General features: G+C 49.4%; 23 protein-coding genes and 2 pseudogenes. 3 read left to right on the top strand and 22 right to left on the bottom strand.

Annotated elements, in window-relative coordinates; genetic code table 11:
- Window positions 1–75 precede the first annotated feature (75 nt).
- On the bottom strand, window positions 76–1,263 hold the full coding sequence (locus tag RCO25_RS28940; protein ID WP_308999558.1) for a response regulator transcription factor: 1,188 nt from the start codon (window positions 1,261–1,263) through the stop codon (window positions 76–78).
- Window positions 1,238–3,043, bottom strand: coding sequence for a sensor histidine kinase (locus RCO25_RS28935; protein ID WP_308999547.1), 1,806 nt, complete (start codon window positions 3,041–3,043; stop codon window positions 1,238–1,240). Before RCO25_RS28935 ends, RCO25_RS28940 begins: the two co-directional genes overlap by 26 nt.
- A gap of 405 nt (window positions 3,044–3,448) precedes the next feature.
- Here RCO25_RS28935 and RCO25_RS34965 point away from each other — a divergent pair, with 405 nt between their 5' ends.
- A complete protein-coding gene (locus tag RCO25_RS34965) occupies window positions 3,449–3,580 on the top strand; it encodes an IS3 family transposase (protein ID WP_374992183.1) in 132 nt (43 codons plus the stop codon).
- A 91-nt stretch (window positions 3,581–3,671) separates the two neighbouring features.
- Here the strand turns inward: RCO25_RS34965 and RCO25_RS28930 are convergent.
- The 11 genes and pseudogenes from RCO25_RS28930 to RCO25_RS28880 all read right to left on the bottom strand — a co-directional run.
- Window positions 3,672–3,905, bottom strand: a pseudogene (locus tag RCO25_RS28930) (sigma-70 family RNA polymerase sigma factor); the annotation flags it as partial.
- Between the two features lie 109 nt (window positions 3,906–4,014).
- On the bottom strand, window positions 4,015–4,890 hold the full coding sequence (locus RCO25_RS28925; RefSeq protein ID WP_308999546.1) for an ROK family protein: 876 nt from the start codon (window positions 4,888–4,890) through the stop codon (window positions 4,015–4,017).
- 32 nt (window positions 4,891–4,922) lie between these two features.
- Entirely contained in the window at window positions 4,923–5,366 is a 444-nt protein-coding gene (locus RCO25_RS28920; RefSeq protein ID WP_308999545.1) for a hypothetical protein, read from the bottom strand.
- Window positions 5,367–5,614: 248 nt separating this feature from the next.
- Entirely contained in the window at window positions 5,615–5,941 is a 327-nt protein-coding gene (locus tag RCO25_RS28915; protein ID WP_308999544.1) for a hypothetical protein, read from the bottom strand.
- Entirely contained in the window at window positions 5,938–6,495 is a 558-nt protein-coding gene (locus RCO25_RS28910; RefSeq protein ID WP_308999543.1) for a hypothetical protein, read from the bottom strand. Before RCO25_RS28910 ends, RCO25_RS28915 begins: the two co-directional genes overlap by 4 nt.
- Window positions 6,492–6,713: a hypothetical protein gene (locus RCO25_RS28905; protein WP_308999542.1), complete on the bottom strand. Its 222-nt coding sequence runs from the start codon at window positions 6,711–6,713 to the stop codon at window positions 6,492–6,494. The genes RCO25_RS28910 and RCO25_RS28905 overlap by 4 nt, the downstream gene beginning before the upstream one ends.
- A gap of 77 nt (window positions 6,714–6,790) precedes the next feature.
- Window positions 6,791–8,110: a glycoside hydrolase family 125 protein gene (locus tag RCO25_RS28900; RefSeq protein ID WP_308999541.1), complete on the bottom strand. Its 1,320-nt coding sequence runs from the start codon at window positions 8,108–8,110 to the stop codon at window positions 6,791–6,793.
- A complete protein-coding gene (locus RCO25_RS28895) occupies window positions 8,107–10,449 on the bottom strand; it encodes a glycoside hydrolase family 3 N-terminal domain-containing protein (protein ID WP_374992185.1) in 2,343 nt (780 codons plus the stop codon). Before RCO25_RS28895 ends, RCO25_RS28900 begins: the two co-directional genes overlap by 4 nt.
- Complete coding sequence (locus RCO25_RS28890; RefSeq protein WP_308999539.1) at window positions 10,449–12,899, bottom strand: glycoside hydrolase family 38 N-terminal domain-containing protein; 2,451 nt, start codon at window positions 12,897–12,899, stop codon at window positions 10,449–10,451. Before RCO25_RS28890 ends, RCO25_RS28895 begins: the two co-directional genes overlap by 1 nt.
- 18 nt (window positions 12,900–12,917) lie before the next feature.
- Window positions 12,918–13,724: a carbohydrate ABC transporter permease gene (locus tag RCO25_RS28885; protein ID WP_308999538.1), complete on the bottom strand. Its 807-nt coding sequence runs from the start codon at window positions 13,722–13,724 to the stop codon at window positions 12,918–12,920.
- 391 nt (window positions 13,725–14,115) lie between these two features.
- Window positions 14,116–14,946 carry a phytanoyl-CoA dioxygenase family protein gene (locus RCO25_RS28880; protein ID WP_308999537.1) on the bottom strand — a complete coding sequence of 277 codons (831 nt, stop codon included), beginning with the start codon at window positions 14,944–14,946 and terminating at the stop codon, window positions 14,116–14,118.
- 120 nt (window positions 14,947–15,066) lie between these two features.
- Between RCO25_RS28880 and RCO25_RS28875 the strand changes: the two genes are divergently transcribed.
- Window positions 15,067–15,879 carry a helix-turn-helix domain-containing protein gene (locus RCO25_RS28875; RefSeq protein ID WP_308999536.1) on the top strand — a complete coding sequence of 271 codons (813 nt, stop codon included), beginning with the start codon at window positions 15,067–15,069 and terminating at the stop codon, window positions 15,877–15,879.
- Window positions 15,880–16,230: 351 nt separating this feature from the next.
- Here RCO25_RS28875 and RCO25_RS28870 read toward each other — a convergent pair whose 3' ends face one another.
- The 6 genes from RCO25_RS28870 to RCO25_RS28845 form a co-directional block, all read right to left on the bottom strand.
- Window positions 16,231–16,875: a ThuA domain-containing protein gene (locus tag RCO25_RS28870; protein WP_308999535.1), complete on the bottom strand. Its 645-nt coding sequence runs from the start codon at window positions 16,873–16,875 to the stop codon at window positions 16,231–16,233.
- Window positions 16,868–17,137, bottom strand: coding sequence for a hypothetical protein (locus RCO25_RS28865; RefSeq protein WP_308999534.1), 270 nt, complete (start codon window positions 17,135–17,137; stop codon window positions 16,868–16,870). Before RCO25_RS28865 ends, RCO25_RS28870 begins: the two co-directional genes overlap by 8 nt.
- Window positions 17,138–17,142: 5 nt before the next feature.
- Window positions 17,143–18,243 carry a GMC oxidoreductase gene (locus tag RCO25_RS28860; protein WP_308999533.1) on the bottom strand — a complete coding sequence of 367 codons (1,101 nt, stop codon included), beginning with the start codon at window positions 18,241–18,243 and terminating at the stop codon, window positions 17,143–17,145.
- Window positions 18,174–18,722, bottom strand: a complete 549-nt coding sequence (locus RCO25_RS28855) for a LysM peptidoglycan-binding domain-containing protein (RefSeq protein ID WP_308999532.1) — start codon at window positions 18,720–18,722, stop codon at window positions 18,174–18,176. The genes RCO25_RS28860 and RCO25_RS28855 overlap by 70 nt, the downstream gene beginning before the upstream one ends.
- Window positions 18,723–19,109: 387 nt before the next feature.
- Entirely contained in the window at window positions 19,110–19,649 is a 540-nt protein-coding gene (locus RCO25_RS28850) for a hypothetical protein (protein ID WP_308999531.1), read from the bottom strand.
- A gap of 286 nt (window positions 19,650–19,935) precedes the next feature.
- Window positions 19,936–20,748 carry a class I SAM-dependent methyltransferase gene (locus tag RCO25_RS28845; RefSeq protein ID WP_308999530.1) on the bottom strand — a complete coding sequence of 271 codons (813 nt, stop codon included), beginning with the start codon at window positions 20,746–20,748 and terminating at the stop codon, window positions 19,936–19,938.
- Between the two features lie 268 nt (window positions 20,749–21,016).
- Here RCO25_RS28845 and RCO25_RS28840 point away from each other — a divergent pair.
- Window positions 21,017–21,271: pseudogene (locus RCO25_RS28840) on the top strand (IS110 family transposase); the annotation flags it as partial.
- A 27-nt stretch (window positions 21,272–21,298) separates the two neighbouring features.
- On the opposite strand, the gene RCO25_RS28835 reads toward RCO25_RS28840, so the two are convergent.
- The 3 genes from RCO25_RS28835 to RCO25_RS28825 all read right to left on the bottom strand — a co-directional run bounded on the left by RCO25_RS28835 (window position 21,299) and on the right by RCO25_RS28825 (window position 23,248).
- Window positions 21,299–21,442 carry a response regulator gene (locus tag RCO25_RS28835; protein ID WP_308999529.1) on the bottom strand — a complete coding sequence of 48 codons (144 nt, stop codon included), beginning with the start codon at window positions 21,440–21,442 and terminating at the stop codon, window positions 21,299–21,301.
- A 233-nt stretch (window positions 21,443–21,675) separates the two neighbouring features.
- The gene (locus RCO25_RS28830) at window positions 21,676–22,659 is read right to left on the bottom strand and encodes an SUMF1/EgtB/PvdO family nonheme iron enzyme (RefSeq protein WP_308999528.1); all 984 of its coding nucleotides are present in this window, start codon (window positions 22,657–22,659) and stop codon (window positions 21,676–21,678) included.
- A 55-nt stretch (window positions 22,660–22,714) separates the two neighbouring features.
- Window positions 22,715–23,248: a chromate transporter gene (locus RCO25_RS28825; protein ID WP_308999527.1), complete on the bottom strand. Its 534-nt coding sequence runs from the start codon at window positions 23,246–23,248 to the stop codon at window positions 22,715–22,717.
- Between the last annotated feature and the right edge of the window lie 15 nt (window positions 23,249–23,263).

Here is a 23,263-nt window from a genome sequence, read left to right as displayed (position 1 = left end):
TGTAATGTTCAAAATTTTTAGATGCGACTGAAAAAAAATCCCCCCTCAGCAGCAGGGGAGAAATGAAAACAGCTATTATTTTTGATGAATAGCGCGATATTTTTGCGGGCTGACCCCTTTGATTTTTTTAAATAGCCGGCCAAAATAATTAATGTTCTCATACCCGACTTGCTCCGCAATCAAGTAGCTGGGGAGATTGGTGTCGACGAGGTAGGCCGCCGCCTGCTCTATCCGCAGCGAATTGATCCAATCCGTAATGCCGGAGCCGGTTTCCTTCTTGAAGATCGTACTCAAATAGCTTTCGCTCATATTGATCATTTCGGCCGCATGCTTTAAAGAAATATCTTGCGTATAGTTAGCCCTTATATAATCAAGAAGCTTCCTGATATCGTCGCGGGCTGTTTCATGAACGCCCTGATCGATCAGCTTCTCCTTCGTTTTTAAATATCGGCTGCGGATTTCCTCCCATTCAAGGATTGGACCGCTAGCTTCGGCACGCAACGAAATACCGAGCAGCTGGCTGGATGCGCTGATTAGGCTGCTTATGAGCATGTCTAATTCCGGAAGCTTGTCCTCCGGCAGCGCCAGCAGCACAACGATTTCCCGGTTTCCGACCGCGATCGGCCGGCTGTCCAGAATAGGCTGCAATTCGGACTCAATCAAATGCTTCAGCAGTTGGAGCGCCGACAGCTCCGCTCCGCCTTCTCGAACATGCCGCACATGAAGGACGAACAGAACCGATACCTGCCGCAAATTTTTCATATCCACAACATCTGGCAGGTCGTCGTTTAACAGAAGCATCTGCAACTGCCGGGTGACGGCGTCAATCCGCGCTTCCGGTGTGTCAGACTGATCCGTTTGGCTGGCTTGCTTTCCTTGCCTGCCTTTTATTTTGCTCGCGGCTTCGATGAGGAGATCCAGCAGCTCCGCTGGCTTCATCGACGTTTTCAGCAAATAATCCTCTACGCCAAGCTTCATCGCCTTCCGCACGTATTCGAATTCATTATGACTGCTCAGCACGATGATTAACGTATCCGGGTATCGTTTTCTAACGATTTCGATGAGCTCAAGCCCGTTCATGCGCGGCATCACGATATCCGTCAGCAAAATATCCGGCACCTTATATTCCATCAGCTCAAGCGCTTTTTCACCATCCGAAGCATCGCCGATAAATTCAAAATCATGCTTGTCCCAATCAATTAACGATTTTATGCCCAATCGTACGAGAAGCTCGTCATCAACCAGTATCACCTTTAGTTTCATCGCCAATCCCTTTCTCCACTTTTTTAATCGGCAACCGGTATTCTACTGTCGTTCCTTCATCAGGCACGCTAACGATACGAAGGCCAAATGATTCCCCATATTGCAGCCTGATCCGGTCATGCACGTTTTTAACGCCGATTCGCTCGGGAGGCGGCTCCGCCGATCCTGCCGCCAAGCGGCTTCGGATTTCCATCAGCCTCTTCGCCTCCATACCTACCCCGTTATCCGACACTTGCAAATTAAAATGATCGCCTTCATAACGGGCACGAATGGCGATGCGGCCAGGTCCGGTCATCGGCTCAATGCCATGCACGATGCAATTCTCGATAATCGGCTGCAGCATAATTTTGATAACTTCCTGTTCCATAAGTTCTTCAGGTATATCCGTTTCCACCAACAGCTTTTCTTGAAACTTCATTTTCATCAAACCGATATAATTGTCGATATAATCGAGCTCCTGCTTCAGCGGTATCAAACTGCCGCCGCGTCCGATGCTTCCTTCCAAGATGCCGCCGAGGTTGGAGATCATGTCCCCTACCTCGCTGTTATTGCGAATATAAGCCATCCATTTTATATTGTTAAGCGTATTTAGCAAAAAATGCGGATTAATTTGCGCCTGCAGCGCGCGGAAACGCATATCTTCCTTCTGCTTGTATTCCTCCTTCACCCGCAGCAATAAGCTGAAAATCTCCTTTACCATTTTATTGTAAGTTTCTAGAAGCGAGGATATTTCCTTCGGTCCCGTAATGGATATGGCCGAATAAAATTGTTTATTCTCCAGCTCCTGCATCCGCTTTTTCAGCAGCTTGAGCGGCTTGGAAATGCTGTAAGAAATGGACAGCGTAATGATGGTGAACACAATAAAAATAATCGTAAAAATAAATATGTTGGTGCGGCGGATATCGAAAATTTCTTTGAATATGGTATCATATGGCACTAACTGTACGATTTTCCATCCGTTTATTTCCAAAGTATCATAATTGACGAACCACTTTTTCCCGTCCTTCTCGATAATCTCTTGCCCTTTGGAGCCTTTGGCCACCTTCGGCAAATAGCTTTCGTCCGCTAGGCTTTTTCCGATCATCTCTTTAGAAGGGCTCGACACTACGGTCCCCTTCTTGTCGACGAGATAGACCACGCCTTCAAGTCCAGTTAAATATTTGCGGATATCCTCCTCCGTAACGCTAAATACGATCATACCGATATTTTCGCTCGTTTGGAGCTCCGTGATTGTTTTGACCATCGTAATAATCGGCTTGCGATCGGTATATAAAAGCTCTTTATCGTTAAACATCCATTTGATTTGAAAGGGCTTGCTCATCATTTCTTTGTACCAATCGGCTCCGGTAAATTGCTGCAGCTGCTCGTCAAGCAAATAGCTCGTACTCTGCCAATTGCCGGAACGGTCGAATAACGTCACATACGTATTTGTAAAATAAGAGCTGAACAACCGGTTCAAAGCCGTGTCATTCAGTCGCAGCTTCTCATAGTAACTAATGGATTCGGGATCTTTGAGAAGATTGGTTATGTCAGGGTTAAGCGTAATGTTTACGGCCGATTCAAGCATGTCCCCGAGGAACAATTCCACATTAAAGTTGACCAAAAAAAGCGCATCCTGCGCCGAGCTACCTATTTTTCGCTCTATGACAGTTTCGAGCGGCTTGTCCATGAAATAAAACGTGAGCAGAAAAGGGATGATAAGAAACAGCAGGATGGAGAAAAAGATTTTATTGCGGATCGAATTCCATCGGCCCAGCGTCTCGCGGATGTACCCCATCATAATCACTCCTTCTCCTGCATGCTGCACGTTATTTAAATCTACACCTATTCTTTATACCATTGTATGAACCGATTTAACAGCAGCCCGAAAGGAATCTGCAGCTGTGCTTTCTCTATTATTCCTCGGTTAAAGCGGCTGAACCGCAAAAAAAACGTCCTGCATGCAGTGTAGTGCACCCCTTAGATACGCTCTAAGATGCGTCAGAAACGACATCAGACCTATAAAACCATTGTAGGTGCGCGTGTTGCGGAAAACCTGCTTCAGCGTGACTTTAAAGCGGATAAGCCTAACCAAAAGTGGGTAACAGAGTCACTCAATACCGCGTATTCGATACATGGCTATATTTATCTGCCATTAAGGATTTATATAACAGAGAACTCGTAGCTTCTCATATGAGCCTTCGGAATGATAATCAACTGGTTCTTCAAACCTTTGAGAAAGCCTTTAAAAAGGAAACAGGCGTGTAGAGAAGAGGCACAAAGGCGAATTGAAGAATATTTGTATTTCTATAATAACAAGCGACCACAGAAAAAATAAAAAAAAAGACGCTCGTTGCTTACAGACGTCAGCTTTCTGCCTAGGTTTTTTTTTCAATGTCTATAATAAAGGGACTTGACCAGCATCATACTTACTTCAAAAACGGACAATTTTTAAATATATACCTCTTTGCCTTATAAAATTCATGGTAAAGTTTCATCAGTGCTCTCTTCTCGATCCGCGATACGCAGCTCCTTGAAATGCCAAGCTCCTTCGCAATCTCCCGCTGCGTCCGCTCGTCTCCACCATGTTCGTGGCCGAAACGGCCGATCACAACCTCTTTCTCGCGGTCATCCAATATATCAAGATTTTTATAAATCTTGCTTAATCCGCCTTCTTTAGTAATAAGGGGGGCTGCCGCTGTAATTACTTCTGTGCTTGGTTCCAGGATACTGTTCGTCTCACTGGGACATCCCGTAGCGGGCCGGTATTTCTTATGTGTTGAACATACAGGACGCGCCGATAAACGTATGATGCAGCGCATTGTCGAGCGCTTCGACCTGGTTACCACATGGCGCAAGCTTACGAATAAGGCCTTCACCGAACAAATCGATGCTTTTGCCGATTTGGCCTCCGATAATGAGACGATTGGCTAAAAAGTCTATCAGAACCGGCAGAAGGAATTGCCCCAGCTCTTCCCCAAATGCCAGGAACAGCTCCCTCTCGCGATCCCCGCCTTGCCGGGCAAGCTCCGCCAGCTCCTTCACATCCATGCCTTCATGCAGGCAGCCGGCATCCCGGAATAGCTTCAGGATACCCCGTCGCGAGAAACTTTCATCAGCAGGCGCACCTCGATAAGGCAAGTTGTACAAATAGCCCTCCGGCAGTACGCGTCCGCCTTTGGTGACGAGATTGCCGCAATCGATAAAGGCCGAACCGATGCCGGTTCCGAGCGTAATAGCCAAGACCCGTTCCTCCGGATAGCGCTTGCCGGCGCCCAAACCGAACAACCGGCCTTCGTTTTGGAACCGGATGTCCAAGGTTTCGGTCATCCCCCCAAATCTGCTTGCCCGCAACGTTTGCAGAAGCCTCTCCTTCACATTCACGCCGTACAGCGATTCGAATTTATCAAGCCCTTGAATCCTGCATATGCCTCGCTCATAATCGAACGGCCCGGGGAAGGACATGCCGATGCCGATAGCATCGGGCTCGGAGGCATCCGGGAGCCGCTTATATTTCTCAAGCAGGTCCTGGAGGATCGACGCCAATCCGCAAATGATGGCGTCCTCCGAATCCTTGGCGTTTGCGGCATACTGCGAGATCGTGCCTTCCATTAACTTCCCCGCGTTCAACGACGCATCCTTTAACATAGGTTCCGCCCACGTCCAGCGCAAGTACTAGATTAGCGCTCAAGAAGGCTCAGGTTCCATTCCGGGGATACTCCAGCTTTTATCAACTTGCACGGCGTTTCCGTCAGGTTCACGATTTTGTATGCCCCGAATACGGAAGGCAGGATATAGGATTCCGCGTAGTTCAAATCGACGAATACCGATTCATCCGCAAGGGAAACGATGCGCACGCTCTCTCCCTCCACGAGATTGTACATGACAAACTCGCCGTCCGTCCGGTCATGCCATTCCGTCTGCAGATGGATCCGCCTTACGTAAAACAGCAGATCTTCGCGCTGGCCCAGCAAATACTCCTCATTGCCACCTTGGCTCTGCAGCAGTTGCGGCACGGGGATGAGGTTTTCCTTAACCCACGACGTCGTTTTGTCGAAATCGATATTGCGGAAGCCGTGATCCGCGTTGATGGGACGTGGTTTGCCATCCAGGTCTTTGCGCAAATAATCGTACAGCTTGAAGTAAACCACCAGGTCGTGGAAGAAACTTCAAGCACGAGATTATCGATGCCCGAACAATGAACGGTTCCCGGCGGGATGAGGAACAAATCACCTTTGTTCGCGTCGAATTCGTTAACGTATTCGGTAAACATCATCGGCACTCCCGTCTCTTGCGCCCGCATGACGGCGTTTTGGAACTTCTCTTTCTCCGTGCCCTCCGTAAGTCCGAGGTAAACCTTGGCGTCATTTTTCTATTCCATAATGTAGTATGATTCCTGCTGTGTCATAAATTCGTTGAAATGTTCGCGCACGTATTCCTGCTTCGGATGCACTTGGCAAGACAGATTATCCCCGTCCATCGTATCTAGGAAATCGAACCGGACTGGGAAATAATCGCCAAACAACGACACCGGACGTTCTCCCATGATGGCCTTATATTCAAGAGCCATGACGATCAGGAACGGAACTTCGATCACGTCATCGCCGCAACCGATCAGAATGGAATTTTCAGGCGCAATCGGCTCGAAGCCCCATGCGCAGTTCACCCACTCTTTTGGCAGGGCGGCCATATCTTTCAAATATTGCCCCCCCCCCCCCAAACCCCAGGAGCGAAAAACGGTTTGACGCGTAGCGGACTTTGGGCCACGTTCCGGATCATCTCCGCCATGCCTTGGATGGCGGAGAATACAGGCACTTCCGGGTTGTTCATGTCCACGTAGAAACCGATGTCTTGGAAAATGCATTTTCTATAATTTTCCAGTATCGGCCACTCCACGAAATAGCTGATCTTGTACTTTTCGACAGAATCGCGGTTCCACGACATCCCGAAATTGAGCAGCTGCTTCTTATGCTGGATTTGCTGATATTCCCTGGAAACATCCAGAAATAAGAAAGCGTCTCTCCTCTCTCCCGCAAGCCAATAGGCGCCGGGACCAAACACGATGGCCGCCGTCTTCCCGCTTAGCTCCTCCAACCGATTCGCAAGCGTTACTCTTGCGTCCGATGCGAAATAAGCCTCGATTCCCGCTTCCGTCACGTAACCGAATGCTCTGTTTTCCGTAATGTTGCGATCGAACTGCTCGCGCAGCGTCTCGCCCGATTTCAAGTAGCCCGCCGTGCTTTGAACGTTCAAGCTCCAGCCTTGCTTCTCGATCGCGGAAGCGGCATGCCGAATGAAGGACTGAAAGTCCGCGCCGCGCCGTGCGTGCCGTCCACAATAATAAGGACGGGAGAGTACGCCTTCTCGTCCAAGCTCGCCATGATTTGCTCCGTCAAGGCCTCGTAACCTTTGGAAATGGGTTGTTCCGAGAACGGTTGCCGGACCGGATTTATAGGATATTTATTAAACATGGATCATTCCTCCTTCAATAATCGACGCCAAACGTTTGATAAAAAGGGCCACCCGGTCAGGTGGCCTTGCTGCGGTTCTATATAATGCCTTTTTGTAAGGCCTTCCACACCAAATGGGCAAACTGGCTGTTTGACCAGGCGAACCAATCCCGCGTGAAGTTAGCGGGATCGCCCTTGTGGAAACCTTCATGCATAAAGCCGGTGTCGGCGTCCGTCGCCTCCATGATATCGATCATTTCCCTGATTTCATCCGGGTTCACGGCGGTCAAACCTTGCATGGAATAAGCGAGATGCCACACGAAGTCCGGCGGCGTATGAGGGCTGCCGATGCCGCTAAGGCTGTCGCCCTTGTAATAATAAGGATTGTCTTCGCTTAATATGAAAGCGCGCGTATTCAAATAGATAGGATCGCTTGCATCAGTGAAGCCGATATAGGGCGCCGATATCAGGCTTGGCGTACCGGCATCATCCATCAGGACGTGATTACCGTAGCCGTCCGTCTCGAAAGCATACATGCGTCCGTACTTCGGATGTTCCACGATGCCGTACAATTCAATGGCATGCCGGATTTCTTCTTCCATTTCGGCCATGCGGGCCGCAAGCTTCTCGTCCCGGTAAACGTATCGGACGATTTCCCCCATGTCGCGGAGCGTTACGGCGGCGAACATATTGGACGGAATATTGAAATGGAAATCGCAAGCATCGTCGCTAGGACGGAAGCCCGACCATATCATTCCGGTTTCGCCCACCGGCATGCCGCGCCCTTGCCTCCGCAGCGTATCGATCATGATTCCGTTATGGCGCTGGAACCGGTACGTCGAGAGCTCGCCATGCCGCTGCTCGATCTGCCAAATGTCCAGCATCGCCAGCAAAGAAGATTTGAATTGTTCATTGAATATGCTCGTCCGGCCCGTTTCCTTCCAATAATGATAGGCAAGACGGAAGGAGAAGCACATGGAGTCGAGCTCGAATTTTCGCTCCCACACCCACGGCGAGCTTTCCGTTTCGTCTGCGGAGTTCCAATGCCAGTCATTGGCCGTTTCGTTAAATGCGTTGGCATACGGATCAATACGAATATAAAACATATGGCGTTTAATGACGCCCTCCAGAATGCGCTGCAGCTCGGCGTCTTCCTTAGCGAACGGCACGTAATGAATCACTTGCTCCACGGAATCCCGCAGCCACATGGCGGGAATGTCGCCCGTTAATACGAAGGTAGACCCGTCCTCCATCAGCTTTGTTGTCGTCTCTAGCGTATTGGGGAAGCAGTTCCGGAACAATTGGCTAAGCTTTGGCCGATGGGCGAGCTGCTTCTCCGCTTCCTCAATCGCCTTTACGATGGAGGGCGGCAGCTTTAGCTCGGACATATCGATTTGCGGCAAACGATGGGATTTCATACTAATGTTTCATCCTCTCTCTCCATATTTATTCGGGGGGGCAATACGTACAGGTCGGTCCCAAGGAGCAATTCCGCGTGGCCGCCTACTTGGATGCGGAACTGTCCCGGTTCGACGATGCGGCGGTAGTCCCTTCCGACGTACTGCAATTGTTCCTTCGTGATCGTAAACCGGACGGTCGTCGATTCTCCCGGCTCCAATTGAATTTTTTGGAAGCCTTTCAATTCCAAAGCAGGCCTCGTTACGGAGCTGACAACGTCCGTCACGTACAGCTGCACGACTTCCTGTCCCGCCATACCGCCGGTATTCGTGACGTTTACGCTCAAGGTGCAGCTCTCGTCCGGCCGCATATTAGGTTTGCTTAACGCGATATCGTCATACCGGAATGACGTGTAGCTGAGGCCGTAGCCGAACGGATATCTCGGCTGCAAGTCCGTCTCCACATACCGTTTGCCTCTGGTCCGCTTCGTATTGTAGTAAATCGGTAGCTGTCCGGGGTGTTTCGGAATGGATATCGTCAGCCTTCCGGACGGGTTTAAGTCGCCGAAGAGAATGTCCGCGATCGCGCTGCCGCCTTCCTGTCCGGGATACCAGGCCTCCAGAATCGCATCGGCATGTTCGTCGATCCACGGTTCTACGACAGGCCGTCCGTTAATATAGACGACGATAAACGGTTTGCCAGTCTTATGAATCTCCTTCAGCAAATCCAATTGCACGCCGGACAATCCCAGCTCCGCTCTGTCAAAGCCTTCTCCGCAATCCATATCGCTTAGGCCTGACTGATCCGTTATAATCGCGGCTCCCGTCTTCAGATCTATCGTGCCTTCACCGAAATCCCTTGCGCTGGAACCTCCTACCACGGCGATGATCGCATCCGAGACTTGCGCGGTTTGGACCGCAGATTCGAAACCTTCCGTCGACGGATCTTTAATGCGGCAGCCCGGCGCATACATGACCTCGCTTTGGCCGGCGCATTTGCGCTGAATGCCGTCCAGTACCGTCACGATTCCTCCGCGCTGCTGCGGCGATGTATAATCACCCAATTGGTTATAAATATTGTTCGCGTTAGGCCCGATGACCGCGATTTTGCCCAGCGCGGGCGACAGCGGCAGCACCTGATTGCGGTTCTTGAGCAATATCATGCTTTCTTGCGCCATCCGTCGCGCCAGCTTGATATGGCTTTCTTGGCCGATAATCTCCGAGGCCCGGTCAGGGTCGGCGTACGGCCGTTCGAACAAGCCTAGCTCAAATTTCTGGCGAAGGATACGGCTCACGGCAAGGTCAATATCGTCTATCGAGACCTTTTTATTTTGTACGGCATGCAGCAGATGCTTGCCGAAGCTGTCTCCCGACATTTCCATATCGACGCCCGCAAGCAAAGCCGCGCATGCCGCATCCTCATCGCTCTCCACCACTTGATGGCCACCGGAAAGCATATTTATCGCTCCGCAATCCGTAATGACGAATCCGTCGAATGCCCATTGCTCCCTCAAAGTGTGGGTGAGCAGCTCATAATTCGACGTGCATGGCACGCCGTCGATTTCGTTGTAGGCCGTCATGATCGACAGCGCTCCTGCTTGCACCGCCCGCTCGAAGGGCAACAAATCCTTCTCCAGAAGCTCCCTTGCGCCGATTCGGGCGGGAGCGGCATTGCGGCCGCCTTCGGAGCCGCCGTAGCCGGCGAAATGCTTGAGTGTGGCGATAACGGCATCATCGGAAGCGATAGACTCCCTTTGCAAGCCTTCGACTGCCGCTACCGCCATCTCGCCGATGAGATACGGATCCTCGCCGAACGTCTCTTCCGTCCGTCCCCATCTAGGATCGCGGACAACGTCGAGGACGGGGGAATAGGTGACCGTGCCCCCTTGGGCCCGCGTCTCCGCCGCAATCGCGCGGCACACTTCTCGAAACAGCGGCGCATTCCAGCTGCTACCCATCGCAAGCGGCACCGGGAATACCGTTGCTCCGATGGCCATATGCCCATGGGAGCATTCCTCCCCGAACAGTATCGGAATACCCAACCTCGTATGCTCAATCGCGTATTTCTGAATCAGGTTAATGACTTCTGCCCCTTCGCGAGGAGACAATCCCGTCTCCAGCGTCACCCCGGTCCAAGGATCGGCCCGCAAAACGCCGTACAATGAGCCGACGCCCCCGCGTTCGATATAGGAACGAAAAGTTTCCGTCAGCTCGATGCCGTCTTCCGTCCGTTCGTAGGCCTGCCAGCCGAAGGGCTGGATAAGCTGCCCGATCTTTTCTCCGAGCGTCATGCGTCCCAGCAGATCGTGCACTCTCTTTTCCGTCGTGATAGAAGCGTCCAAATACTTCTTCACCTTCATCATTTCGTTCTCCAAGCCAGGATGCCGGCATTCATGCTGCGGCAAGCGGTCAGCGCCGACTCCGGCTTATCAAGCGCTTCGCCCCATGCGACTAAATATCGGAATTCATAGAAGCCGCCCAGCGTTGCCGTAAAGTTCGTTTCCCAATAATTGTTCATGGCCCAGGAATAGAGATGGCCCGGATCATGCTCCAGCTTCTTGTCACCGTTCAGTAAGCGGAACCCGTGTTCAAGGGTGCCAAGTTGAATAAGCGGCGTATCCGGCATGGCGATCGCCAGCCCGCTTTGGCTTCCCACATAAGCGACGCCTTCCCCGATGCAATAATAATCGGCCAGGCTGCCCGGCAGTTGATCCTTGCGCGGACGGGCTAGCGCGTCCATCTTATCCATCCACAGCTGCTGCTCGCCGTCCATGATCGGACCGCCGAACGGCAAAGAAATATAAAGATTCTCCGGATCCCATACGCTGTCTTTATGCATCCGAACGGCCACATCCACGCGCGGCCGATCCGTATATGCCGTAACAAGCAGAGAATAATGCGAACATCCCGCCACCTCGAACGTCAGTTGAACCGTGCCATACACATCGCCCTGCGCGATCACTTCCGCACGGGTCATCACTCCGGTCGAGACGACGGCATCTGGTCCTTTGCGGTTGCGCCCCATCTTGCGGCGTACTTCGTACATATTGTTAACGCTTGAGGCGCGGGTCATATCATACACCGGCGAGAAGGCATGGTGATTGCGGTCTGAGCGCAACATTTCCGTCCCTGTAAGCTTGTCGATCCAGGACGTAATCCCTTCGCCCTTCGTCCACTCCATCCGGACAAACGGCGTATCCAAATAAGTCGAGGTGAAGCGGAAAGCCTTCTCCGCATGCGATACGTCGATATCCATCATCCGGTCAGACCCTACGTAATCCTCACGGTAGGCTGTCTTTGCTTGCCCGTCCCGGACGGGATGGATCATCAAGGTTTTCTCTTCCCCGGCCTGCAGTGTCACCGGCACGCTTACGATGACGCCCCTCGGCGCCACTCTTAGCTGAGCCTCGTACGCCTCCCCGCATCCTTCGTTGCGGGCTTCGAAGCCATCTTTGATCAGGTCGTAGTACCAACCTTCCATAATAAGATGGGCAATGTCTTCTTGCGCGAAAGGATGAGGATTATGCAGCTTGAACCGCATCGGTCGGTCCGGGGCTAGAAGCGCGTCCCCTCTATGCTCCAAGATGTCGTACAATGCTCGATGCGCGAGCGTGCTCGCATTGGCGGCAAACGCCTCTTTCCGGACACCCAATTCCTGCACGAACGGATTCCATGGCTCGGTCACGGAGGAGTGGTAGCCCCAAGTATGCTCGGCGAACAACGTCAGCTCGTACTCCATCGCTTTCATCGCCTCTGGAGTTACGATCTCTCCGTTTGGATCGAGCTTCTTCACTTTGCGATAAACGCGCTGTGCTTCCCGGAATACTTGCACATGCTTCGGCGTCGAACCTACGCCGTCCGTCCACCAGTCCGGCCAATCGCCCCGGTATACGGGAATATCATCGGGATGCTGCTCCGCATGACCGCGTACCGCTTCGAAAAATTCATCCAGCGTACACGGCACGATACTTATTTCTTCGCCATGTTTGCCGTTCCACTGGTTCACGAAATCCATAAGCTGGGCATTTGGCGAGCTGTTGTCCGTCGGCAGACCGGACATCATAACAGGCGCGAAATGGAACGGATAGCCGTCCGACCGAAGCCGTTCCAAATACCTTGGAATGCGCGCTTCCGCGATTTCGAACGTAATACCCTTGCTCGTATCGAATTCATCCTTGATCGTATAAGATCCCCCGATACCGGGAATAAGCCCCAAATCGTTGCCGAAGACGTAATGCTCCCCGTTCCAGGTCAGCAGCCTTTCGCCATTTGGCATCTCCCACCAGAACGGCTGCTGCTTTTTCCAAAGGGGATACATCGAATGATGGGTATGGATGCAGGTGATCATGTTTTGAATGCCCGCATTCAGCAGTACCTCGCCATATCCCCAGCTAAAGCCCGTAATATCGGCTGTCATAGCGGACTTCACCGGCATTCCGATCGACTCCCCGTAAGCGCGGACACGGCCGATCATCGCTTCAAGCAGATCTTTGCCGATTAACTCGCTCATATTGAGGTAGGTGCCCGACAGACCGATATCTCCGCGCCTTACTGCTTCCGCAAACTCCGACTTTTCCTGCTCCGTCGCCTTCCCGAGGAACGCCTCAATCGGCCAAAACGTTTCGCAGACCCACTTGAATCCCTTCCATTCCGGACGGCGGCCCGCCTCAATTTCGCGCAAAATATGAAGCGCCTGCCGGATAAAGCCGACGTGATATTGTTTAATCTTCTCTTGCCTCTCCGTGTACCCCACATCGGTATGAGAGTGATGAATCGCATAAATCGTCCAAGGTTTCGTTCCAGTCTCCACAAGCAATCTCTCCTTCGATTATTCTTTAACCCCGCCTATTACCATACCTTTTACGAAATACTTCTGAATGAATGGATAAAAAGCTAGAATCGGCAGCGCGCCTACGAAAATTTGCGCGGCTTTTACGGTTCGGTCTGACACGGAGGCCAAGTTCGCCAGCTGCTCCGCGGACATATTGGTCAAGCTCGCTTGTACGATGACGGTTTGCAGGTAGCTCGACAGAGGATAGTTATGCTGCGAGTTCATGAGGACAAGCCCGTCAAACCAGGAATTCCAATGCCCAACGATCGTGAACAGCATGATCGTTGCGAGGGATGGCATCGACAGCGGCACATATATGCGCCATAACGTCGTCCAATAACCTGCGCCGTCGACAAACGCTGCCTCTTCGAGTTCTTTGGGCAGCCCTCTGAAAAAATTCAATAATAGAATGACGTTAAATACAGGAACGGCACCGGGAATAACTAATGCCCATATGGAATCCAGCAGCCCGGTCGCGCGAACCGTCATATACCAAGGAATCAATCCCCCGCTAAACAAGATCGTAAAAACGAAGAACCACGCGTAACCCGTTCTGAACTTCGGCTCCCTGCCGCCTTTTGACAGCGGAAATGCGATGAGAATGGTTAAGATCATGCTAACGCACGTACCCAGTACAACCCTCTTCACCGTAATCCATAACGAAGCCAGAAACTCGCCCTTTGACAATACGAATTCATAGGACTCGAAAGTCAGTTCCTTAGGCCATAGTTTTACGATCCCAGCGCTTGCGGCCACATTGGACGACCAGATTCGTTTTATACAGACGCAGGAAATTCTTCGCATCCAAGGATCCATTCACGACAAGCGAGCTTGTTCTTCCATCCATCCGGAGAGTTCCAGTTATAGTTCATAAAGATGGAGTTGTAAATGGTTCCTCCCATGGCATCATCTCGATCGAAAAAACTACTAGATTTCTTGTTTCATTTTACAAATGTAATCCCGCCAGGTCTTTGAACGAAAAAGCCGTACTTTTGTATAATTCGGACATGAATTTGATATTTACTTTCTTTTTTTCCATTTGCTACTCCATTACACTCTTTGGAAAACGGATAGGCAAGTGTTATAGACAACAGCATACTGTGGCTTAGACTAAAATTAGGAAAAACTTTAATTCTACACCCTTCTAAAATGTAACGAAGCCACTCCCGAAATTAAAGGAGCGGCTTCTTACTGTTTACGTATGATGACCGCGCGGTTTTTTGCCGCTCCAACGCTCGTCGACCTTATCCAAGGAAGACTGGTATCTTGTGTCCACGCTAAGCCGGTACTGGTTCGATGTGTTTTCCAACGAGCAGTGCATCAGGAACATACCGAAAATCAGCACATCTCCCGCTTCGAACTCGGTCGTCGCCCATTTGCCACCAAACTTCTCCGTAATGACGAGTGGATCATCCGTAAAGTGACCGATGCCGATGTCGTCGCGATCCGCGTCTTTGGAACCGTACGACTTCTTCAACTCCTCAAAGTTATGTGAATCGAGACATATGGCGAGACCACCCATCGCATAGTTCACGTCTCCGATTGGTGACCATACGGTATACAGGTTATGTGTACCGCGGCCCATATACACGATGTCGTAATGTGCTCCAGTGAAATCGCCTCTCCCGACGGCGCGAAGCCACTTGTAATGATAAGTAAGTGATTTCTTTCCAAGCAGCTTGTCGAAAAATTCCATGATGTGATTCCCGTTCAGCACACTGAGCAGCTCAGGCAAGTCTTCATTCGTGCCTCCCATGAAGATCGTTTTGCTGCCGTCCGCCATGATGCCGTCTTCAAGCAGCGTATCTCTATCCAGCTTACCCATCTTATCCATCTTCTCCAAGATGCTTCGACGTGCCTTGAGCACTTGCTCCCTATCATGAAACCCACGAATAAGCAAGTAGCCATCTTCCGCAATCCGATTCTTCAGGGCGTCAAAATCATGCAGAATATGGTTTGAATCCCTTAATTCCGTTAAATGCGGTCCTCCGAGCTCCAATTCGCGGTTGCCTACTTTGAGCAGCATCTAAAACACTCCTTTATACGGTGATAGTTCCATTGTATAAGCAGTCTCTTCTCCAATCCATGGAGGACATTCACCAAAACATGTATAATCGTACTGAATACAAAGAAAGGATTGTGAGCCATGTCCTATATGGATATTCCATATGAGCTGGATGAGCATCAATCGAGTTCTCCATGCCTCTTCAAGTCGATTTGGAAAGTACAAGCGAACGATACCTATCAGGTCGCCAAACCGAATGGTTTTACTGCTCCTGGAATGTTCGTTACTTTTGAGGGGAAAGGTGCGATTTCGCTGGCGGGGATCAGGTATGAGCTTGAAGCCGGAACCTATATGATCGTCCCAGAAAACATGCCTAGCGCCTACCAGTGCCTGGGTGGAGATTGGAAATTCTACTTTGTGGACTTCGACACGCTAGGCATGGCGCATCAGCTGGAATTGCCAGTGGGTCAACCGGTATCCACCGCTAAAATACCAAAAGCCGCCCGCTTATGCGAACGGTTAATCGACAGTCTTATCGTCCATCCCAAAGGTTACGAATACACAGCCCATCTCGTTATCCAAGAGCTGCTGCTGCTCTTCGCAAGAGAGCAACTTGCCAACGGCCCAAGCCGCCACCCCGAACTAGACGATATTTTATATCACATGCACAAAACCATCGGCCAGACGATCCCGATCGACGATTGGGTTCGGCAAAGCGGGTTGTCGCGGACCGTTTTTTTCAACCGCTTCCGATCGAGGACCAGTATGTCACCTAGCCGCTATATGCAAGAGCTTAAGCTGGCTTCCGCCAAAGCTGCTCTTGAGACGACAAATTCTTCAGTGAAAGAAATCGCCGCCGCCCTGCAATTTTACGACGAATTCCATTTCTCCAAAATATTTAAACAACGATATGGAGTTGCTCCCCGTGCTTACCGACAAAGTATCGTTCTCTAAAAGCAAACCACTGATACTTGTACAAATGTCGTGCTAAAGTTATCTGAATACCGGGTTTATGAATCGTCTCTCGTATGCAAATTTATAATTCGGCAAGGCTTAATGAGGAGAATCATTACGCTATCCTGCCCGTCCCTCAGTTTTAGGTTACTCAACCAAGAAGGGATAGTACAATATAAGTGCGAGGTTGAGACAAATACGTGGGACAAAATATTATGGATACAAATCGAAATGAAGCGTTGTTAACAGTTTGAGCTCCGGTCTCCATAGCGCCTAAGCCTGCTTGAAATTCTAAAAGAGCAAAATGGGGGCAGACGGGTAAGTAAGCCAGCGAGCCGGCTGAAGAGTCTCTTATCTCGCGGCCCAAAGCATTCCCCTATGCATAAGTGTAAGCACCTCGGTAAGTTTCACAATGTCCGAAGTGTGCCCGAGCGAATTATAGAATACACGACCTTCACCGTAGCTCTTGATCCAGACGATCGGCATGACGGTTGGACGCCATACCTCCGGCTGGTGGGTACCGTAATAAGATGTCGCAAGCACGTGTATTGAAGGATCGATCAGCATATAATAGTGCTCGGTGGTTATGTTGAAATCCTGAAGCCCCCGAGTAATGAAGTGGTGCTTATCGTTCATAACCACGGTAAAATGATATTCGGGATGAGCGGTAAATACGCCGCCGACCATTAATTGATACCGCTGCTCGCATCGAAAGGCGTCACCCATCCCTCCGTGTAATCCGGCAACGCCGGTACCTCCATTGACTGCTTCCAGAAAGTTGTCGAGCTGACTCTTGGTAATCGTTCCGTCCGTATAATTAGGGATAATAAGGTCGAGCCGGCTGATTTTCTCCTTATCGTCGAACACGTCCCAGCTGCCGTAATGTTCCACCTCGAAGCCTTCGCGCCTCAGCAACCAGGACAATAGCGCCCCGACCTCCTGAGGCTGATGAGGCGCAACCCCCCCCGATACGATAAGTGCCTTTTTTCTACGCACTACTTTCTCCTCCCTTCACCATCGCCGTTACCCCATCCTCAGCATGATATAATCGGCCGTTCGAATGGCCAGCATCGCCGCCGTTAATGTCGGATTTGCCGTTCCAACGCGAAAAAAATCCTTTAAAATGGTAATATAGGCCCCCTTCGAAAGAGACGTGTGTCGGTTCGCTTCCGTTTTGTCCCTCGTAAACACAGCAATCTTTCGAAAAATAAAAACAATTCATCCCATTGTTTCCTGTCGTAAATAGCGTCTCGTTCATTCATTTTAATCATTCCCTCTCAATTGCCGCGCGATATGATCCGCCGTGCGGATGGCCAAGGCCACGGTCGTTAGCGTCGGGTTGGTGCCACCTGTAGTCGGCAGCACACTGTTATCCGCGACATATAGACCGTGTACGCCATGAATTTGCCCGAACCGATCCGTTGCGGATGTGTCGGGGTCATCGCCCATCCTGCAGGTTCCTGCTTCATGAAAATCCCCTCCCGGGACCACTGTAGGTGTAATCAGAGGTTCCGTTTCCGCCCCCATGACAGAAGCGAGCGTATGAACAGCGTCCACCATTTGTATCTTGACTGCCTCATCTTGTTCACTGTGGGAAAAATCGACTTGCAGCATAGGAACGCCATAGTCATCCTTCAAAAGCGGGTTCAACGACACTCTGTTTTCAAAACGAGGCTCAACCTTGCCGAAAACGCCGCCTCCCACTTCAAGTTCCGCTGTAGGCTCCAGCGTTTGAACTTTAACACCTACCACGAACTGATAAGGTCGGCTTTCGGTTTGGGGAAGCATAATAAAGACCGGCCCGATTTCCGGTAAATCTTCTCGCATAGGGCTTGTTTTGAACTTGAATTCCAAATGGGTATGATGGGTCAAATAGTGTCCGATCGCTCTTCCTTCAATGCCAGAATAAAGCAGCAACCTCGCTGTTTCGAAAGCGCCGGCAGATACAACGACGTTGTTGGCGGATATAAAGTAGCTTTGTTTGTCGGGTGTCATGACCGTAACGCCAGCCGCTATCCCTTGTTCGGTGTGAATTTGTACCGCCCTGGCATTGACGGCCAAATCGTACGGCAGCTGCTTAAAGCCTTCTCCCAAAAAAGAAAGGGAACTGAAATGAACAATGGACCCGTATTTATCAGGCTCGAAGTTAGAAGCCACCGGTCCGACTGTCGCTTCGGGAAAACCGCTCTCCCAAAGTTGGGACATAAAAAATTGTGAGAACGGATTCATATAGGGAGAAAACTTCGAACGCGTTGTGACATTCATAATCTGTTCGGCAATATTGTAATATAAATTCATCTCTCGCAAAGGGACAGGGAACGAGCCAGTTCGCCGGCGTACATGCGGGGACTGACAAGCGACCAATATAACGTTCTCCCCCCGAGCGCATAAACCAGCCTCGTCCTTAGCGTATTCCCGACCGGTACGGATACATTTTGTAAAGATAACTGTTCGCTTAATATAGGAAGATTATATTCATGGGTTTGCAGCAAAACAGGACCGGCTTCGACGACGCCGACCTTTTTTCCGCTATCCTTCAATTGGTTGCATAATCGCCAGATTGCCGCCCCTCCTCCCGCACCCGTTCCTATGACAATCACATCATAATGGGTCTGAGCCATTCGTTCCAATGAAACTTGTGGGATAAATTGATCGCAGGAAGGAAGCGGAGCATTGGCCCTGACCGGGACGAACGAATCAGGCATCCTCACCTGGATGCCTGCAATGTTGAGATTTATGCTTGGGATAAACGGATTGAGTGAAATCAGTTGTCCTATTTCGACACCTTTTTTTTGAGCGATCGTTCTAAGCGTCTCTCCTTCATCCGCAATATGGATCCTCAACGCCCTCACTCCCTTTCGGCATCATCGCGCCAGTCCGACCATTCGTTCAACCTTCCGAATATATATATTTCCGCCTTCACCGCTCTATTCCATGCACGGCTGGATCGGTATTCGCTAATTTGCATCAATGTTCCTTCTTGCCATAGGTCACATAAGCTGAATGTCAGCTTTAGTCCAATACAGTCGGACTGAATATCAAGATATGCGTTTTGAATTGTGACCCTGACGAACATTTATATTAACGTTATCGACGATGCGCTTAATTTCGGGTGAGGCGTCTTCCCTGGCCTCAAACTCGAAATTATTTTCTAGGATGAAAATGCCGACTCTTGTCATGTATACACAACTCGTTAAGTCTCTTTTTACAGATGGAGCTTTAGTTCTCCGTTAGTTGGACACCCACGCGGTTAACGGTTTATCATCCCATACTTGTACTTCAATGTACCTTTCTGGTCCATTGTCCCCCTGAGGATTCCATTTTTGTGGTAATCCGAATTCATTTATAACCTGATAAATTTCATTTAATGTATATACCTGACCTCGATACATCTTCTCATCCTTATATCTCATAGTTGGAAACAAATCTCCATAAGTAAAGCTAATGGTATAAGGATCGAAATCTGTAAGTGGTATACGTAGATCTTTACCTTTATCGAACCACTCCAAGAGCCACGGACATTCTCCTACAGTCATGTAATGAGGATAACTTCGAGTAGGCTTTCCGCCCTTTAATATAAATAAATCTCTAGCCTTTAATTCGAGACTTCGTCGAATTGTGAGATAATCCGTTGATCTTTTACTCGCAAAACCTTTTTTCTGAACTCGAATTTCATCGAGAATTCTTTCTGCTTTTTCTGGTTCTTGATCGGATAAATTTAGAAAAGGTCCAGTTGATTCATCAAAATAATGATATAGAAAATTTATCATAAAACAACCCCACAATCTGTCACTTTAGCCCCGATATAATAACACTTGGATGTACGTAATTGAACTATGCTGCCCGTTACCTTAACGAAGAAAGGAACAGCTGCCGTAGCAAACTGCTCCATATTTGTACAACTGTCGTGTCCCGTTAGTTCAATCACCTATTCTATCGTCGATTTCGCTAATATAACCATCCGTTTTCTAGACATTATCCGTTAGCACAAGCAAAAGCCCAGCGAGCATTCGTGAGAAAATTACATCGTACCAAGGGAGCTTAATAATGGTAATTTCATTTATCTTTGTATTTTCTTCCAATATACATGAAATGTTCAGCTAAACTCATTAGGTCCTCACGTTCACATACTTGCTCTGCCAAGTCCAACCAAGCTGTTATTACTTCAGGTGATTGCTTAAGAAGTTCCGGCTCACGCAAATATAAAAAGCTTTCGCAATTAACCAAATGTAGTTTTTCAAGTTCAAATTTTTCGAAAAATGGAAGTACATCCTTTGGACGGATAAAAAAATTATCCGTAAATCCATGCCCAGAAAAATTCACATCATCAAGAATAATATTGAGTTCTGATTTTCTTTCATCCGTGAGAATCATGCCTGGATTGCTGATGAGATAATCCCAAACGAATGAAAAAGACGAGACGAATGCCACGAAAAGAGTCCCATTTGGTTTTAGTTTTTTTAAACATTCGTTTATCGTTTTTACCCTGTCGTTCTCTTCTTTTAGATGATACATCGGTCCCATGCATAACACGTGGTCAAAATGTCCATCTTCAAAAGCTGATAAATCACGGCTATCTATGCAAATGGAATTAAGAGGCAGCTCAAATTCTTGTGCCTTATTCATCGCAAAATCTACGTTGTTTTGTGAAAGGTCGGCAAGTGTTACATCGCAGCCAAGCTCAGAGAGGTAGAGTGAATATTTCCCTGGACCGCCTCCGAGGTCTAATACGCTGTCGTTCGGCTTAATGTAACGGTTCATGTAGCGTTTGCTAAGTTCGTACTCCACTTTATGGCGGTCCAACCGGTCCCATTCGTAATGTACGGTTTCATCATAAAATTTTTTTACGATTTCAACGCTATCAGCCATGGAAACACTCTCCTAAACCATTTACTAGATGATACCACAATTTTGAACGAATGCGTTGTTACGCGTAACTGCCCGTTACTTCAACGGGCAACGGCAGCCGATCGTGTGGCCGGCTGCCGTCGTGTCTTTATTGAGCTATCGTTTCCCGTTAGCATTCCTGTAGAGCGTTAATTATCAGCTTTGCAAAAAAAAGAAGCGCCTCGGTACGATGGGAGTACGCAACGGGTCATAGCCCTAAAAATCCCATCATCCAGGAGGACGCTCTACTATGAAGTTTAAATCGCAGGACAAACAAAATCAACTCATTGAAAAAATTACTGCTCAGCATTTAGTTGTCGGGATCGACATCGCCCAGCAGATGCATGTTGCGCGCGCTGTAAATTTTCGTGGCATCATCATCGGAGACTACTTATCCTTTTCTAATGACGAGGAGGGGTTTCACAATCTTTTGCTATGGATTCAAAATTTGAAAACCACCCATCATTTAAGCGCAGCCGTCGTCGGGATGGAACCAACCGGGCATGACGATATCGGTAATGACCACATCCGGTCAATATTCATTGATTAGGTTCCAAGCCTCTATGCCGTCGCTCGCTTGTGCAACCAATTTAAAATCAAGGTCGAACCGCTCAATCATCTCGACAATCGCGTTCCGAATCAACATCTCATCCTCCGCTACCAATACGTGATACATGGATTAGTACCTCCTAGTTTCTTCAGAAAACGATTAATAGTCTACCACCTAAGATTCTACTAACAGCCAGATCCACTACTCTGGAATACAGATCCCAACCACATTCATGAAGAAAAAAAGCTCATTATGAATCTTTAAATCCGTGTCGTTAACTACCGTAAATCTCCTATTCCGTTAGAGGATACGCCGCTGCAACCGGCTGCCTAGAATCATTTATTCCATTTCGATAGCATTTAAGTTGCTTTAGGGATCAGGTCCGCGGCCACGCGGAAGCCCATGTTGCCCGTTGAGCTGTCCGGTGTATTGCCGCTTCTTGCTGCTACCCTGTAGCGGTTGCAGTAAGAGCGGTGGCACAGATACGAACCGCCTCTCATCGACCTTTTGCCTGTATCCTGTGTATATCGCGGATTAACTGACGACGTTTGGCGGTGATAGGCAGGACTGAACCAATCCGCACACCATTCCCACACATTGCCCGCCATATTATACAGTCCGTAACCGTTCGGCTCATACGACCGAGTAGGAGCCGTGCCTATATAGCCATCGCTTGCATTATTTTTAATCGGGAACTTTCCCTGCCAAATATTGCACATATGCCTGCCGTCCGGTTTGAGCAGGTCTCCCCAAGGATAGGTCCTGCCCTGTAAACCGCCTCGTGCCGCATATTCCCATTCCGCTTCCGTCGGCAGTCTTGTCCCGGACCAGGAGCAGAACGCCGCGGCATCATTCCAAGAGACATGAACGACCGGATGATCCATACGATCCTCTATGCTCGAATCCGGCCCTTCCGGGTTATTCCAATTTGCTCCATCAACGACAAGCCACCAGGGGACTTGCCGCGGTACGTTCTTAACCCTGATGTTCGTTTCATCAGATACCAACAAATGGAAGACATATGACCATCCATAGCTTTCTGCTTCAGTTTGATATCCGGTTGCATCCACGAATGCCCGAAACTGCGCGTTCGTCACGGCGCAAGCCGTGATTTTGAAGGATTCGAGTTCAACCCTCCGAACCGGACCTTCCCCATCGCTTGGAAACCCTTCGCTAGTAATTGTTCCCATTTCGAAGGAACCTCCCGGTATGATAACCCAATCCAAGTCGATGTGATCCGGCGCCGGAACGGCAGTTTGTGACGGCGCTGGGACCGCTATAACACTGGGCTCAATGTTCGCTTGCTGCCTGCTTACCGCACAGCAGGATTTCATTTGTTCCACGCCTTCACCTCCCTCCACACATATGATGCGTATTCATGATTCATTAATCATTCGTTTAGAATAGAATAATTCCTGCCGCCCCTGCTGCAGCGATAACGGCGATAGGATGAAGTTTATACTTGATCATCAAAAACATACACCCGGAACATATCGCAAGCGTAACGAAAGTCTTCCATGTGAATCCCGCCTCACGCCCATTAAGGAAGCCAAAATAGATGGCCGCATAAATAATAAGTCCGGTAATGATAGGACGAAGACCATAAAAGGTTGATCGGAACCATTTGCTGCGGCTTTGGCGAAAAAATACGGCGGCCAGCAAAATAACGGCGGCGAGTGAAGGCAGAATCATGCCTAACGTCGTCGCGACAGCCCCAGCCAATCCAGCCGACTTATACCCGATCAAGGTAGCACTGTTCGTTGCGATCGGACCTGGCGCCATACCGGCAAGTGAAACCGCTTCCTGAAATTCGCTGTTCGTCAGCCAGCCGTGGGCTTCAATTTCATATTGAATCAATGGAATGACAGCATAGCCTCCGCCAAATGAAACGGAGCCAATCTTAAAGAAGGTAATAAATAATTCCCACAGCATGACTCGCACCTCCAA

This window comes from Paenibacillus sp. LHD-38, assembly GCF_031157315.1.
Taxonomy (GTDB): domain Bacteria; phylum Bacillota; class Bacilli; order Paenibacillales; family Paenibacillaceae; genus Pristimantibacillus.
This window is presented reverse-complemented; position numbering and strand designations above follow the sequence as displayed.

What these genes read in the sequence shown, in the direction of transcription:
- RCO25_RS28940 (WP_308999558.1), bottom strand. Translation starts at nt 1,263, where the DNA reads ATGAAACTAAAGGTGATACTGGTTGATGACGAGCTTCTCGTACGATTG.
- RCO25_RS28935 (WP_308999547.1), bottom strand. Translation starts at nt 3,043, where the DNA reads ATGATGGGGTACATCCGCGAGACGCTGGGCCGATGGAATTCGATCCGC.
- RCO25_RS34965 (WP_374992183.1), top strand. Translation starts at nt 3,449, where the DNA reads ATGATAATCAACTGGTTCTTCAAACCTTTGAGAAAGCCTTTAAAAAGG.
- RCO25_RS28925 (WP_308999546.1), bottom strand. Translation starts at nt 4,890, where the DNA reads ATGTTAAAGGATGCGTCGTTGAACGCGGGGAAGTTAATGGAAGGCACG.
- RCO25_RS28905 (WP_308999542.1), bottom strand. Translation starts at nt 6,713, where the DNA reads ATGTTTAATAAATATCCTATAAATCCGGTCCGGCAACCGTTCTCGGAA.
- RCO25_RS28900 (WP_308999541.1), bottom strand. Translation starts at nt 8,110, where the DNA reads ATGAAATCCCATCGTTTGCCGCAAATCGATATGTCCGAGCTAAAGCTG.
- RCO25_RS28895 (WP_374992185.1), bottom strand. Translation starts at nt 10,449, where the DNA reads ATGAAGGTGAAGAAGTATTTGGACGCTTCTATCACGACGGAAAAGAGA.
- RCO25_RS28885 (WP_308999538.1), bottom strand. Translation starts at nt 13,724, where the DNA reads ATGCGAAGAATTTCCTGCGTCTGTATAAAACGAATCTGGTCGTCCAAT.
- RCO25_RS28880 (WP_308999537.1), bottom strand. Translation starts at nt 14,946, where the DNA reads ATGCTGCTCAAAGTAGGCAACCGCGAATTGGAGCTCGGAGGACCGCAT.
- RCO25_RS28875 (WP_308999536.1), top strand. Translation starts at nt 15,067, where the DNA reads ATGTCCTATATGGATATTCCATATGAGCTGGATGAGCATCAATCGAGT.
- RCO25_RS28865 (WP_308999534.1), bottom strand. Translation starts at nt 17,137, where the DNA reads ATGAACGAGACGCTATTTACGACAGGAAACAATGGGATGAATTGTTTT.
- RCO25_RS28850 (WP_308999531.1), bottom strand. Translation starts at nt 19,649, where the DNA reads ATGATAAATTTTCTATATCATTATTTTGATGAATCAACTGGACCTTTT.
- RCO25_RS28845 (WP_308999530.1), bottom strand. Translation starts at nt 20,748, where the DNA reads ATGGCTGATAGCGTTGAAATCGTAAAAAAATTTTATGATGAAACCGTA.
- RCO25_RS28835 (WP_308999529.1), bottom strand. Translation starts at nt 21,442, where the DNA reads ATGTATCACGTATTGGTAGCGGAGGATGAGATGTTGATTCGGAACGCG.
- RCO25_RS28825 (WP_308999527.1), bottom strand. Translation starts at nt 23,248, where the DNA reads ATGCTGTGGGAATTATTTATTACCTTCTTTAAGATTGGCTCCGTTTCA.